The following is a 13,482-nucleotide window of genomic DNA, read 5'->3' on the forward strand; positions in this document are numbered from 1 at the left end:
CCGTCTGGCCTCTTCCCGTGGTCACCGCCGAGCGATCGGCTGCGCGAAGAGGTCGCAGCGGCTGCTGCCTCGTTGTGACACGTCGATTCCTCCTCAACCGACGGCACGGCGACCTAGAGGTCTAAACCAACTTTCGGCAAGCTCTTGTCACGTGCCCGTCGCGCCTGATGAGCTATGCCCTTGCGGACACAACGGACACCCTTGGAAAGGGAGATGTCGTGAGTAACGAAAGCCTGGCCAACCTGCTCAAGGAGGAGCGGCGGTTTGCACCGCCCGCCTCGCTGGCCGCCACCGCCAATGTCACGGCGGAGGCGTACGAACGGGCTGAGGAGGACAGGCTGGGCTTCTGGGCCGAGCAGGCCCGCCGCCTCAGCTGGCAGAGCGAACCAACCGAGACACTCGACTGGAGCAACCCGCCCTTCGCCAAGTGGTTCGCGGACGGCAAGCTCAACGTGGCGTACAACTGCGTTGACCGGCACGTCGAGGCGGGCAACGGGGACCGGGTCGCCATCTACTTCGAGGGCGAGCCGGGTGACAGCCGCGTGCTGACCTACGCGGACCTGAAGGACGAGGTCTCCAGGGCCGCCAACGCCCTGATCGAGCTCGGCGTCCGGGCCTGTGACCGCGTCGCCATCTACCTCCCGATGATCCCCGAGGCCGTCATCTCCATGCTGGCGTGCGCCCGCGTCGGCGCCGCGCACTCGGTGGTCTTCGGTGGGTTCTCCGCGGACGCCGTCGCCTCACGCATCCAGGACGCCGACGCCAAGCTCGTCATCACGGCGGACGGCGGCTACCGCCGTGGCAAGCCGTCCGCCCTCAAGCCCGCGATCGACGAGGCCGCGACCAAGTGCCCGCAGGTGGAACACGTTCTCGTGGTCCGCCGTACCGGCCAGGAGACCACGTTCACCGAGGGACGTGACGTCTGGTGGCACGAGGTGGTGGGCCGGCAGTCCGCCGAGCACACCCCGGAGGCCTTCGAGGCGGAACACCCGCTCTTCATCCTCTACACCTCGGGCACCACGGGTAAGCCCAAGGGCATCCTGCACACCTCGGGTGGCTACCTCACCCAGGCCGCCTACACCCACCACGCCGTCTTCGACCTGAAGCCCGAGAGCGACGTCTACTGGTGCACGGCGGACATCGGCTGGGTGACGGGACACTCGTACATCACCTACGGTCCGCTGGCCAACGGCGCCACCCAGGTGATGTACGAGGGGACTCCGGACACTCCCCACCAGGGCCGCTTCTGGGAGATCGTGCAGAAGTACCGCGTCACGATCCTGTACACGGCGCCAACGGCGATCCGTACGTTCATGAAGTGGGGGGACGACATCCCCGCCAAGTTCGACCTGTCGAGCCTGCGGGTTCTCGGCTCGGTCGGCGAACCGATCAACCCCGAGGCCTGGGTCTGGTACCGCGAGCACATCGGCGGGGGCCGCTGCCCGATCGTCGACACCTGGTGGCAGACCGAGACCGGCGCCATGATGATTTCGCCCCTGCCAGGTGTGACCGAGACCAAGCCGGGTTCTGCCCAGCGTGCGCTGCCCGGTATCAGCGCGACCGTGGTGGACGACGAAGCCAACGAGGTTCCCAACGGCGGAGGCGGCTACCTGGTCCTCACCGAGCCGTGGCCGTCGATGCTCCGCACCATCTGGGGTGACGACCAGCGGTTCATCGACACCTACTGGTCTCGATTCGAGGGCAAGTACTTCGCCGGCGACGGGGCGAAGAAGGATGACGACGGCGACATCTGGCTGCTGGGCCGGGTCGACGACGTGATGCTGGTGTCCGGTCACAACATCTCCACCACCGAGGTGGAGTCCGCCCTGGTCTCGCACCCGGCGGTAGCCGAGGCAGCCGTGGTAGGCGCCGCGGACGCGACCACGGGGCAGGCGATCGTCGCCTTCGTCATTCTCCGGGGCAGCGCCCACGAGGACGAGGGCTTGGTGGCCGAGCTGCGCAACCACGTCGGAGCCACTCTTGGCCCCATTGCCAAGCCCAAGCGGATCCTGCCGGTCCAGGAGCTGCCGAAGACGCGGTCCGGCAAGATCATGCGCCGGCTGTTGCGCGATGTCGCAGAGAACCGGGAGCTGGGCGACGTCACCACCCTTACGGATGCAGATAGCGTACGTCGCATCGCTGACGGTATGAAGGGACGCCAGTCCGACGAGGACTGACCAAGATCACTGCCCGTGAGCGCGGGCGAAGCCTGGGGTGGGATCGCCACCCCAGGCTTCCTTTCTCCGGTCGGACCGGAGCCAACGCCCGTATGCTCAACCCATGGACCGAGACGGGCAAGTAGCGATCTTCACCCCGGACAACGAGCCCTACCTCGGGCTGCCTTGGGTCCATGAACTTGACCTGCTGATCTCTTCCTCGGCGGAGTTGTCGCGTCAGGTTGGCTCTTGGACTCGCACAGCAAGCCTCACGGACCTTCAACGATCTGTCGCCGAGATCGCCCCATCAGCCTTCTCGATCGCCCTCAGCATCCGCGAGATGGTCCGCCAGGGCTACCTTCTTTCCGGCTACGTGCTGTTGCGTCCCCTGATGGAGCGGGCTGCAACCATCTGCCACCTCGTGCAACACCCAGAAGACGTGCCGCTGTGGGAGTCGGGCTGGGCATACGGAGGCCGACCGACGCTTCAGGATCGGCTGCGTTCCCTCGCTTCGACTCCAGGCGGCCAAGTGGTCGACGGGATGCTCGATGTCTTCAAGCAGGTTGTCAAGACATACAACGGCCTGATACATGGAGACCCTGTGTCGGCATCGTTCTCCCTGAGCGCCGACACAGGCGGACCGATCTTTCTTGCTTCGAAAGACCTCGCAAGCCCCGAGCGAGCCGACACCTTGTGCTTCGATACCCACCTGTTCCTGCTGCTCATGAGGGGCCGCATAGGAATCTTGTTCCCTGAGCCAGCCCGCAACGCCGAGCGCATCCGTCCCTATAACCCGAGGACGACCGAGGTTCGGCCCACGCCGAGTGATCCGTAGTCCTCCACCCAAGCCGATGGATAGAGCCTGACGGGAGGCCGACAGGTCTCACGGATGCAGATAGCGTACGTCGCATCGCTGACGGCATGAAGCAGCGGGCGACGGGCGCGAGCGACGAGGAGTAGGGGATTCCCGAAGATCCTTGAAAGCACGCCCAGCTTGCACCGTCTGACACGTACGGGTCATACAGTGCGGGCTGGGCGTTGAGGTCAAGGGCTCCAGTGGCGCTCTAGTCTGGTCCGCATGACTCGCACCCACAGCCAGGCCACGGCCGTCACCGAAACGGGCGAAGCGCCTGTCGTCGTCGACCTCCGCCAGGAACGAATCGGGCTTCATACATCCGAGAGCGGCACCGTCGCCATCGAGGACACGGCCGTATGGCGGGCGATCGCCAACACAGGGCATGTGCGGCTCCGACTCCCGGACGGCAGGGAGGGAGCCTTCCAGGCACCGCACGGAGCGGGAGCCCCTCCCACCCCTGGGAATCCCGCAAGGTTTCGCGTCGAACGCTCCGACGGCGAGACCTTCTGACTTGGTGGAGGAGCCCCGCCGGGCGTGCGGCAGGGCTCCGTCACGACCATCCGAAGGTCCGGTAAGTCCCCCAGGGGACTTCGGTATTTACCGGAAGGGAATACTCTGGGCGAGAGGTGATTCGATGTCGTCGCTCAGTGAGAACGTCCGTAAGCACCGCCGCCGGGCTGGCATGAGCCAAGAGCAGCTTGCCGAGGCGGCCCGCCTGTCTTTAGGGCTGGTACGCAAGGCTGAGCAGGGCGGGAACCTCTCCGTTGAAAGCATCCATGCCCTCGCTCGCGCCCTAGGGACGACCACAAGCGAACTCTTCGCCACCGAGGCACCGGCCCCCGTCCGTGTCAACGAGGGTGATGGTCCGAAGCTCTCCGAACTGCGTCGAGCGCTAATGCCACCGATCGGGCTCCGAGACGTCCTGGTGCAGGCGAACAAAGCCCCGTCGTTGGAGTCCGTGCGCCGGGAGATCGACGACAGCCACGCCCTTTACCATGCGGACCACTACGACAGCGTCGCCAAGAAGCTCCCCGGCATCCTCCGTGACGCCGAGGCCGCTGTGACTGTCGCCGAAGAAGGCGAAGCTCGCAACGAGGCCATCGCTATTCGAGGTAGCGCCCTCCTGCTCGCCGGCAAGTACCTCACACAGATTCGACGCGACGACATGGCCTATCACGCGATCTCGCTGGGAATCAGGGACGCACGCGAGGTCGGCAACAGGAGCATCGCCGCGACCGGCGTTGTCGGGATGGCCTGGCTGCTCCTGCGGCAGGATCGCTTCGACGAGGCTGAGCACCTCGCTGCCGTGACGGCCGATGAGATCGAGCCGCGAATGTCCACGGCGACACCTGGGGAACTCGCCCTTTGGGGTGAGCTGCTCCTGCGAGTGGCAGCCGCCGCGATCAGGAACAACCGTCCTGACACCGCCAAGCAGGCCCGCAAGATGACCGCCACAGCTGCCAGTGCACTGAGTCGCGAGCACGTTGACTTCCGGCAGCACTGGACCACCTTCGGCCCGGTCACGGCCGAAGCGAAGGCGATCGAAGACCTTTCCCTGATCGGTGACTTCCGGGGGGTGCTCGACAGGGCGGACGCTGGCCCGGTAAGTGCCAAGGCGCTCAGGAAGCTGGGCCAACCAAGCACGAACAGTTGGGACCGGCACCGGTTGGATGTGGCCCGCGCCCATACGAAACTGGGTTCGCACCAAGATGCCATGGATGAACTCGGTGCTCTCAAGGAGTCGTCTCCCGAGTGGCTGAAGCATCAGCCGATGGCTCGATACATCATGGAGGACCTCCTGAAGTCCCGTAAGCGGACTCTCACTGAGGAGATGCGCGGGATGGCCCTTCACCTGGGCATCACGGGTTAACTACTACGCTCCATAGCGGCTTTTGATGGCCAGTCAGCAAATAACCACGGCCCGTGCGTGGTTCGTGCACGTCACTGCTCGTAACTTCGTGGTCATGGCGAGCGACCAGGAAACCAGACCGGGTATCGGCGAGGTGGCCAAGGACTTGGGCACCGGCAAGATCGGCTTCGTGATGGGGGAGGTCGGCGGCAAGGTTCAACTCCGCCCCCTCAACGGAGGCAAGGAGTGGGACGCCGAGCCAAGCACCGTCCGGCCCGCCCCCGCCCGCGAGGAGTTGAGTGCCCGCCTGGCCGCCACCAACAACCAATCAAGGTGGGGCCGGTGACTCGCTCGGTGCTCGCCTTCAAGAGCTGGACCATCACGCCCGACCGGGAGTCCGGCTCGGAGCCGGTGACCCACGCCATGCAGTGCAGGGAGTGCGAGGAGAAGTCCGACGACAGCGGGAGCTGGGAGGCTCCCCAGACTTGGGCGCTGGAGCACTCCGGACGGAATCCGTCCCACACCTCCTACCGCGAGGTCATCACGCGGCCGTATCGAACGGCCATGAAGTCGTGATCCGCGCCATCGGCCGGTACGCCGGCGTCCTGCTCATCGTCGTGATCAGCGCTTCGTGCGGCCTGGTCCTCGGCGTCGCCCTGGTGAGCGCCCCTTGAGCTGGCCCGCCCTGAGCTGAATACCCCGTGCAGACGGTTTCCCCACCGCTGTTTGCGCTCAGGGCGGGTCCCCAACTACCGCCCAGCCGCCAGCCCAGATGCGGCCATCGGCTGAGGCGGTCGGCACATGTCCGTAGCGGCCCATAGGGGCGGCCTCGGCAGAGACCGCCCTTCAGACCCAGAGGAGCACTTATGACTGCCTCCGCAAACCTGACCGCCGTTCGCCCGTGGGGCGTCGGCCGACTTGCGCCGTACCCCACCACCATCCCCCGCCCCCACGCATCGATCTCCATCGATCCCGACACGCAGCTCGGCGTTTTCCGCGACCACGCCGGCCGCGTCATCGAGATGGGCAAGCACGGCACGGGCACCGGCACCGAGACGAAGACCTCCACCAGTTCGGACGGTCAGTCGGGCAACGACCAGGGCAGCGACCAGGGCAGCGACACGGACTGATGCCCGTGACCGAGGAGAGGCCGGTTCTCGTGGCCACCGAAGCGGATGACGTCACTGCCGACATGGTGATCGCGGAACTCAACCGGCTCGATGTGCCGGTCGTCAGATTCAACCCGGCTGACATCGGGGCAGACCTGATGGTCTCGGCTCGGTTCGGTACGTGCCCGGCCCCTGTGGCCGGGCACGTGCGTACCCCGTCGAGAACCGCCGACCTCGCCCGCGTCCGCGCGGTGTACTGGCGTCGCCCCATCTGGCCGACGTTTTCCGGCCTGGACCAGGATGACTCTCAGTTCGCCTCGGCGCAGGTCCGGTACGGGCTTGGTGGTGCCCTCTACGCCATGGAGGGCCCCCTTTGGGTGAACCATCCCCTCCGAGTGGCGGCGGCCGACTACAAGCCTGCACAGCTCGCCCCGGCTCAACGTCTCGGCCTCACGGTACCGCCGACGCTGGTGACCAACGACCCCGACGAGGCACGAGAGTTCATCTCAGCGCACGATCGGGTGATCTACAAAACGCTGCGCTGGACGCCCTACCAGCGAGACGGCGTTGCCGTGACCGGGTGGGCCGACCCCGTCACCGCCTCGGAGATCGACGAGAGCCTGCGGGTGACGCCCCACCTGTTTCAGGCCGTCGTGGACAAGGTGGCCGATCTACGGGTCTTGGTCGTAGGGCAGCAAGTGTTCGCCGTGCGGATCACGTCCGGCCTGCTGGACTGGCGCAAGGACTACTCGGCCCTGTCGTACAGCGTGGTAGACCTGCCCGCAGCAGTAGAGAAGGCGCTCCTCGCCTATCTGGATCACTACGGGCTGGTCTCCGGCAGCTTCGACTTCGCCGTGGACCAGGCGGGCGGCCTGTGGTGGCTGGAGCTGAACCCGAACGGTCAGTGGGGCTGGCTGGAGCCGCACACCGGATTACAGATGTCCGCCGCCTTCGCGGCCCTACTAGCAGGAGTGACCACATGAGCGACGGCGCTACCGAGAGGCGAGTCCTTGCTGGCCGACTGGTGCAGGAAGGCGCCCTCACGACGCCGGCCTGGCAAGCAGCCGTAGAGTCGGTGCCGCGCGAGCTGTTCCTCAACCCCGGGGTATTCCTGTACGAGGGTGGTCGGTGGCGGCCCGTGACGGCTGTCGGGTCTGACCCCGACGAGTGGGTACGCATCGCGTACGCCCCCGACACGCTGACCACGCAGCTCGACGGGCACCTCACTGCGGACCAGGTGAGCGAGCCCGTTGCGGGCCTGCCCACCTCCTCCTCGACGACCCCGGCGCTCGTGGTCAGCATGATCGAAAGCCTGGACGTGCAGGACGGGCACCAGGTCCTGGAGATCGGCACCGGCACCGGCTACTCCGCTGCCCTGATGTGTCACCGCCTCGGCGAGGACAACGTGACGACCGTGGAGGTCGATCCCGAAGTCGCTTCGCGCGCGGATGCCGCGCTGGAAGCCGCAGGCTTCTCTACGTGGACCGTGACCGGCGACGGCCTCCTTGGCCACCCGCGTCGTGCGCCCTACGACCGGGTCATCGCCACCTGTGCAGTCCGCCGTATCCCCTACGCCTGGGTTCGACAGACCAAGCCCGGTGGGATCATCCTGGCTACGGTCGGCTCGTGGGCAAACGGTGCCGGCCTCGCCAAGGTGATTGTCAACGAAGACGGGACGGCCGAAGGCCGGATCATCGGGCGGGCCTCGTTCATGCAGGCTCGATCGCAGGCGGCGGCTCCGGTTGCTGGCGATCTCTCTGCGCGCACGGCCTATGCCGACAGCGAGCGGCAGACGAAGGTGTCGCCGCTCATGCTGGACGAGTGGATGCCTGCCTTCCTCGCCCAAGTCGCGGCCCCCGGCGCTCAGCTCGTCCGCGCGACCACGAACGAGGGTACGCAGCTCCTCTATCTCTTCGACCCTGAACGCGAGTCGTTCGCCGAGTTCACCCCCGATGGCGACGGCTGGCGAGTCCGTCAGGGTGGACCCGTCACCATCTGGGATGACGTCGAGGAAGCCATCATGGCCTGGCAGGGAGCCGGCGGTCCGGACATCACCGCTGTTCGGCTCCACATCACCGACCGGTGTCACACGTACTGGATCGGCGGTCAGCAGATCGCCACTCGCACGTCGTCGCACTGGATCGGCGACGAGCCGGCGCTGCGTTGGCAGCACCGGCTGACCAACCGGCCGTAGCCAGTCGAGACGCGTAGGCCCCGACCCTTCGCTGGGTCGGGGGCCTCAGTGTCTTACCGGACCGGGCACACTCCAGTCGCACAGTCCTCGTCCGTGGAGTCCTCGATCGAGGTCACTTCGTACTGGGCGAACTCCTCCTCGGTGATCCGCTCGTACGGGGACTGGGGACGGGTGTTGTCCGGCATCAGGGTGGTGCCCTTCAGCTCGGGCAGCCACGCCCGGATGATCTCCATCGCTTCGGCGACCTCGTACTTGCCCTCGGGGAAGTTCACCGTGAACGAGACCGCGTTGTCGGCGAAGCACTCCTGGTACATCGCCTGGAAGGCGAGCATCTGATGGAGGTCGATCTCGTCGGCGGCCTCGACGACCGCCGGGTCCAGGCCGAGAGCCTCAACCTCCGCGACGAGCTTCTCCTTCGTCGGATAGGCGACCACCATGGTGTTGCCGGACTGGTCGTAGACACATTTCTCGACCAGGTGGCCGGCGAGCATGGCGTCGTTCACCGTCTTGGCCTGCGCCGGGTCCGGCATCGAGAACCGCACGCGTCGGATGAAGTGCCTGGCGTAGATCGGGTGGATGCCTTCGGTCACGCCGGGGAGCTTGGCGATCGAGCCGGTCGGCGCGACCGTGGTGACCTTCACGGGCTCGGGGATGCGCAGCTCGAAGGTGTACTTGCGGGCCGTCTCGCGGGCCGTGTCGTACAGGTCCATGAGTCGGGCCCGGAACGCCTCGTTGTAGGGGGCCTTCGAGTAGCGGATGCCCTGCTTGGCGAGGAAGCCCTGCACTCCGAGGTGCCCGACGCCGATCCGGCGGTTGCGGGCCAGGAGGCCGGACTGCTGGTCGTCGTTCACGTCGCCATAGGTGGCGCGGATCAGGAAGCGGGTCATCAGCTCGTGGGCCCGGTGCAGGCCGCGGAGGTCGATCCTGGCGCCGCTCGCCATGGGGGCGAAGTAGTCCAGGTTCACATGCCCGAGGTTGCAGTTCTCGGCGGGCTCCAGCGCGATCTCGCCGCACGGGTTGGTCGCGATGACCGTGCCCGTCTCGCCGGCGTTCGAGGCGGAGCTGTTCCAGTAGCCGGGCTCCCCGTTGAGGAGCATCCCTTTCACGACCTGCTCGTGCACGAACGAGGCGTTGGCGTGCTGGACGTGCTGCGGGTTGTTCAGCGCGGCGAGGAACTCGTCGTCGATCTCGACCGAGACGTTCGTCGTCCAGTGCTTGGAGCCGTCCGCCTTGCACTCCAGGAAGTCGTCGATCGCGTCGTCGTCCCAGTGGCAGATCGCCATGCGGGCCGAGCGGCGGACGCCGCCCGAGACGACGCACTCGGCGATGGCGTGGGCTATCTCCATCGCGTCGACCGGGGAGAGGTGCGAGCCGAAGCCGAAGAAGTACGGGTCGACGGCCCGGTTCATGACGGCCGCGATCTCCAGCATCATGCGGGCGAACGGGCCGGGGCCGGACGCGGTGCCGCCGAAGGTCTTCAGCCGGCTGCCCTTGCAGCGGACTCGGCTCACGTCGTACACGCGGTCGGCGTGCTTGACCTCGCGGTCGTCCATGAAGGTGTCGAGGAGGTCGACCATGGCGTCGGACCAGCCCTCGCGGGAGTCCTCGACCTCGAAGGCGCCGGCCCAGTCGGAGTTGTACTCCTCGGACAGGACGCCCGCAGCCTTCATCTCCTCGTAGTCCTGGTGCATCGGGTCGCACACGATGTGGACCTTCAGCTCTCGGCGCGGTGCACCGTAGGGGGCGAGGAAGCGCGAGCTGTAGTTCGCGCCGACGCCGCCGCCCTCCATCAGGCGCATGAACTGGAACTCGAAGTGCCGGGACAGCTTGTCGCCCCACGGTGCGACGTGGCAGTTGAAGAGGTACTGCCTGCCCTTCACTCCCGTCGCCCACAGGTGGCGCCCTGCGGGGATGATGGCGAACCGGTCCATGTGGGAGACCAGCTCGTTGTATTCGGCCTTCACGTCCACGCTCCAGGCCGTCTCGTCGGCTCCGTGGACGAGGGCGAGGTTGCCCTTGGCGACGCGGCGGACGGTGTCCGGCCACTGCTCCTTCGAGCCATCGGCCAGGGTCCGGCTGTACGTGCGCTCGTAGACGGTCTTGCCGGTCGGGCCGAACGGAACGTCGAAGTCAGTCACTGAGTAGAACTCCCTTGTCTCTCTAACACACTTGGGTCAGCGAGGGGGCGGGCCATCGAGACCCGCCCCAGTCCTCGCTCTTACGCGGCGGCCAGCTCAGGCAGTGAGTCGTAGCCGTCCACGTAGGTCTCGCCGTTCAGCCAAGCCGTCAGCTTCCCGACGCCTCGCTCGTGCCGTCGCATCGCGGTTGACGGCTCCACGCTCTGGAAGGCGGCGATCACCTTCAGCTCGACGTCCAGGACGTGCCGCATCAGGACCGCCTGCCGCTCGACGAGCGTGAGGGGCGTGTCCCGCCAAGCCCGCCGCACGTCGGACAGCGCGGCGAAGATGCTGTTGCCGTGGCTAGGGTCCGAGTAGCCCTTGGGCATCCCGTCCTCGACGTACACCTCGGACTTGATCCCGTACGCCGCTTCCGCGTCGAACAGGTACGGCAGGACGTGCTCGACGTCCGCGCGCTGGTACCCCATCAGGCCGCGCCCGTGAGTACGTCGTACGAGGCATGTCCGGCACGGTGGCCGGCCTCGGTCAGGAACCTGTCCCGGAGCCTCTGGTGCAGCCAGCGGTGCAGCACGCCGGGCCCCTGCGCGAGCGCTGCCCGCGCCTTGCGGGACTGAGTGGCGAGGATGATCTGCGCCTCTTGGTAGGCGTCCTCCGCCTCCAGGGTCAGGCCGTAGTCGCGGCCGAAGGACCGGGCGACTGCCTGGACGATGCCCTTCACGCCCTCTTCGGCGAACAGGGTCCAGTCCGCGTACGCCTCTTCGGCGCTGTCGTAGGCGTTGGTGATCTCGATGACCTTCAACTGTTCACTACCTCCTTCACGGGCACGCGCCCGTCCTTGGTCACTGCGACGATCAGTCCGGGTGCTCCGGTCGTCCCCTTGGCGTGCCGCCACCAGGTGGACTCGCTCTCCATGGCTGGCGGCTGGAGGAACGTGCGCGGCCCGTCCGTGTCGACGTGCTCGTGGTGCAGGTGGCCGGCGAGCAGGAGGTCCGCCTGGTGCATCGCGGACTCGCGGTTGAACGCCTGGCCCTTCCACCACTCGAAGTGCTTGCCGGGCCTCCACTGGTGCCCGTGGGCGTGGGCCACGACGGTGCCCGAGCAGTCGACGACGACGGTCAGCTCGTCCGTGTCCGGGACGAAGAACTCGACGTGACCGAAGAGGCCGGGGTTCAGGTCGGCCGCGTCCTTCACCGCGATCAGGGACTCGGTGTCGTGCGAGTCGTCGTACCGCGTCACGCCCTTGCCGCTGATCCTGACGGCCTCGCCGTGGTTGCCGGGGACGGCGGCCATCGTGACCCGGTTGACCATCGGCGCGAAGGTGAGCATCGCGTGGAGCATCACGCGCCGGGTGAGGCGGATCTGCTCGTTCAGCGTGAGCTGTGTGCGCCAGGTGTTCGCCCCACCCTGGGAGACGAACCCTTCGATGTGGTCGCCGAGCCAGGCGATGTGGACGTGCTCGATCGCGAACCGCTCGCGGTACCAGCTCAGCCGGTCGGCCGCCGCGTTCAGGCACTCGACCGTCCGGGCCAGCGTCCCCTCGACGCCGTCACCGTCGATCTTGCCGAACTGCATGTCACCCAGCGACACGATGAACGTATGGTCGCCCTCGGTGTCCGCGATGGTCGGGGTCAGCGCGGCCCGCTCGATCACCTCCAGGAGGTCGTCGATCGGGTACGTCTGCTCGACCAGGCCCTGGCGGGCGAAGGTGAAGCGGGTCGACACGCCCGTGTCCCCGTTCGCCATCGTCCACTCCGAGGAGCGAAAGCCGGTGGCCCGCCACTCCGCGGGGTCCAGGCCCTGGGTGCGCAGGTAGGCGGTCGCGGCGTCCTCGTCGACCCCGTCAGCCGGCCCCCGCACGGTCACGGCCGCCTGGTCGCCGGTCACCTCGATCTGCTTGGTGAAGTCGCGGTCCGGGTCCGTCGTCCTGGCGGGGACGCTCGGGCCGATCGGCTTCGCGAGAAGCTCGTCCTTCAGTGTGGTCACTCTCGTACTCCCTCTGGCGCGAGGGAGCGCCGATAGGTTCGGATCGTCGTGGCGGACACGTCATGTCCGTGCTTGCGCAGGGTGGTGGCCAGCCAGTCGGCCGACGTGCCCCCGAAGAGGTGGTCGAAGAACAGGTCCCGCTCGCGCTCTCCGAGGGAGGCCCAGATCCGATCGAGCGAGGGACCGGGGATGCCGGGGAGGGGCACTAGATCACCCCCATCTCGGAGACCCAGTACGCCTGGACCAGGTCGAAGGTCTCCTCGCGGGTGAAGCCCTCCTCGCGCAGCGCCTTACGCAGGTCGCCGACGATGGTGGCGGCACGCTTGACGGCTGCGTAGTGGTCGATGACCGGCAGCTCGATGCCTTCGGCGTCGGGCAGCTCGGGCCCGAACTCTTCCTCGTTCATCGGCCGGCCTTGTCGATGCGCTCGACCTCCGCCAGGGCTGCGGCGGCAAGCTGAACGAGGGAGTAGCGCACCTCCAGCGCCGTGCTCGCGCCGACCTCGAAGGCAAGGGACAGGAGCAGAGCGTCGAGGCTGCCCGTCTTGGCGTACTCGCGGCCCCAGGCGGCTGCTCTGCCGTCGTGGGACTGGCGCCGGAAGGCAGGCGTCGTGGTGGTGGTGCCGACCCTGCCCATCTCGGCCTTCACCTCGTTGAGGAGCTTGGCCAGGGGGTCGACCTTGCGGGGGGCGCGCTTCGGCTTTGCTGTCGTAGTCGCCTGTTCCACTATCACACCTCGTCGTCGATAAGAGACAGGACCGCGTCCGCGCCCCCTGCCAGGTACGCGTCGGTTACGTCGCCGGACCGCAGCCGCACGGCCTTCGCCGTGCGGAGCTGGCGGCAGATCTTCGCGGAGAACTCCGCGCCGGCCTCGTCCGGATCTCCCCAGACCCAGACCCGAGAGAAGCCGGCCAGCATCCGGCGGTGTCGGGGCTGCCACATGTTCGCGCCGGGAGCGCCGACCGCGTACAGCCCGAGCTTGCGCAGGACCGCCCGGTCCAGCTCGCCCTCGGTGATGTGGATCGTGTCGCCGGCCTCATGGATGGAGTCGATCCCGTACATGCGCGGGACGTCGTCCTTGATGGTGTTGTACTTCCCGTGGAAGTAGTCCCGGTGGTTGTGCTCCTGGAGGCACCGGAAGCGGATCGTCAGCGGCTTGCCGTTGCGGTCCAGGTAGGGGATGGCCAGCATCCCCCGG

The 13,482-nt window shown here is 67.2% G+C and carries 17 protein-coding genes; 9 read left to right on the forward strand and 8 right to left on the reverse strand.

Features of this window, described 5'->3' with window-relative positions:
* Positions 1-167: 167 nt before the first annotated feature.
* The 9 genes from acs (at position 168) to tgmC (ending at position 8,164) form a co-directional block, all read left to right on the forward strand.
* On the forward strand, positions 168-2,177 hold the full coding sequence (gene acs / locus ACFYMC_RS02435) for an acetate--CoA ligase (RefSeq protein WP_388517525.1): 2,010 nt from the start codon (positions 168-170) through the stop codon (positions 2,175-2,177).
* A gap of 103 nt (positions 2,178-2,280) precedes the next feature.
* Complete coding sequence (locus ACFYMC_RS02440) at positions 2,281-2,991, forward strand: hypothetical protein (RefSeq protein WP_388517528.1); 711 nt, start codon at positions 2,281-2,283, stop codon at positions 2,989-2,991.
* Positions 2,992-3,234: 243 nt separating this feature from the next.
* On the forward strand, positions 3,235-3,522 hold the full coding sequence (locus tag ACFYMC_RS02445) for a hypothetical protein (RefSeq protein ID WP_388517531.1): 288 nt from the start codon (positions 3,235-3,237) through the stop codon (positions 3,520-3,522).
* Positions 3,523-3,646: 124 nt separating this feature from the next.
* Positions 3,647-4,882: a helix-turn-helix domain-containing protein gene (locus ACFYMC_RS02450; RefSeq protein WP_388517534.1), complete on the forward strand. Its 1,236-nt coding sequence runs from the start codon at positions 3,647-3,649 to the stop codon at positions 4,880-4,882.
* Positions 4,883-4,907: 25 nt separating this feature from the next.
* On the forward strand, positions 4,908-5,207 hold the full coding sequence (locus ACFYMC_RS02455) for a hypothetical protein (RefSeq protein ID WP_388517537.1): 300 nt from the start codon (positions 4,908-4,910) through the stop codon (positions 5,205-5,207).
* Complete coding sequence (locus ACFYMC_RS02460; protein ID WP_388517540.1) at positions 5,204-5,437, forward strand: hypothetical protein; 234 nt, start codon at positions 5,204-5,206, stop codon at positions 5,435-5,437. The genes ACFYMC_RS02455 and ACFYMC_RS02460 overlap by 4 nt, the downstream gene beginning before the upstream one ends.
* 290 nt (positions 5,438-5,727) lie before the next feature.
* Positions 5,728-5,991, forward strand: coding sequence for a putative ATP-grasp-modified RiPP (tgmA, locus tag ACFYMC_RS02465; protein ID WP_388517543.1), 264 nt, complete (start codon positions 5,728-5,730; stop codon positions 5,989-5,991).
* Between the two features lie 5 nt (positions 5,992-5,996).
* Positions 5,997-6,953 (forward strand): ATP-grasp ribosomal peptide maturase, encoded by a 957-nt coding sequence (gene tgmB / locus ACFYMC_RS02470; protein WP_388517546.1) that lies wholly within the window; start codon positions 5,997-5,999, stop codon positions 6,951-6,953.
* Positions 6,950-8,164 carry an ATP-grasp peptide maturase system methyltransferase gene (gene tgmC / locus ACFYMC_RS02475; RefSeq protein ID WP_388517549.1) on the forward strand — a complete coding sequence of 405 codons (1,215 nt, stop codon included), beginning with the start codon at positions 6,950-6,952 and terminating at the stop codon, positions 8,162-8,164. Before tgmB ends, tgmC begins: the two co-directional genes overlap by 4 nt.
* 53 nt (positions 8,165-8,217) lie before the next feature.
* Here the strand turns inward: tgmC and nrdJ are convergent, their stop codons facing one another.
* The 8 genes from nrdJ to ACFYMC_RS02515 all read right to left on the reverse strand — a co-directional run bounded on the left by nrdJ (position 8,218) and on the right by ACFYMC_RS02515 (position 13,475).
* Positions 8,218-10,302: a ribonucleoside-triphosphate reductase, adenosylcobalamin-dependent gene (gene nrdJ, locus ACFYMC_RS02480; RefSeq protein ID WP_388517552.1), complete on the reverse strand. Its 2,085-nt coding sequence runs from the start codon at positions 10,300-10,302 to the stop codon at positions 8,218-8,220.
* Between the two features lie 80 nt (positions 10,303-10,382).
* Entirely contained in the window at positions 10,383-10,769 is a 387-nt protein-coding gene (locus ACFYMC_RS02485) for a hypothetical protein (RefSeq protein WP_388517555.1), read from the reverse strand.
* Positions 10,769-11,101 carry a hypothetical protein gene (locus ACFYMC_RS02490; protein ID WP_388517558.1) on the reverse strand — a complete coding sequence of 111 codons (333 nt, stop codon included), beginning with the start codon at positions 11,099-11,101 and terminating at the stop codon, positions 10,769-10,771. The genes ACFYMC_RS02485 and ACFYMC_RS02490 overlap by 1 nt, the downstream gene beginning before the upstream one ends.
* Positions 11,098-12,285 carry a hypothetical protein gene (locus tag ACFYMC_RS02495; RefSeq protein ID WP_388517561.1) on the reverse strand — a complete coding sequence of 396 codons (1,188 nt, stop codon included), beginning with the start codon at positions 12,283-12,285 and terminating at the stop codon, positions 11,098-11,100. The genes ACFYMC_RS02490 and ACFYMC_RS02495 overlap by 4 nt, the downstream gene beginning before the upstream one ends.
* Entirely contained in the window at positions 12,282-12,491 is a 210-nt protein-coding gene (locus ACFYMC_RS02500) for a hypothetical protein (protein ID WP_388517564.1), read from the reverse strand. Before ACFYMC_RS02500 ends, ACFYMC_RS02495 begins: the two co-directional genes overlap by 4 nt.
* Positions 12,491-12,691, reverse strand: a complete 201-nt coding sequence (locus ACFYMC_RS02505; protein WP_388517567.1) for a hypothetical protein — start codon at positions 12,689-12,691, stop codon at positions 12,491-12,493. Before ACFYMC_RS02505 ends, ACFYMC_RS02500 begins: the two co-directional genes overlap by 1 nt.
* Positions 12,688-13,011, reverse strand: a complete 324-nt coding sequence (locus ACFYMC_RS02510) for a hypothetical protein (protein ID WP_388517570.1) — start codon at positions 13,009-13,011, stop codon at positions 12,688-12,690. The genes ACFYMC_RS02505 and ACFYMC_RS02510 overlap by 4 nt, the downstream gene beginning before the upstream one ends.
* Positions 13,012-13,013: 2 nt before the next feature.
* The gene (locus ACFYMC_RS02515) at positions 13,014-13,475 is read right to left on the reverse strand and encodes a toprim domain-containing protein (protein WP_388517573.1); all 462 of its coding nucleotides are present in this window, start codon (positions 13,473-13,475) and stop codon (positions 13,014-13,016) included.
* Positions 13,476-13,482: the final 7 nt, after the last annotated feature.

This window comes from Streptomyces sp. NPDC006879 (assembly GCF_042869595.1).
In the GTDB taxonomy this organism is placed as follows: Bacteria; Actinomycetota; Actinomycetes; order Streptomycetales; family Streptomycetaceae; genus Streptomyces.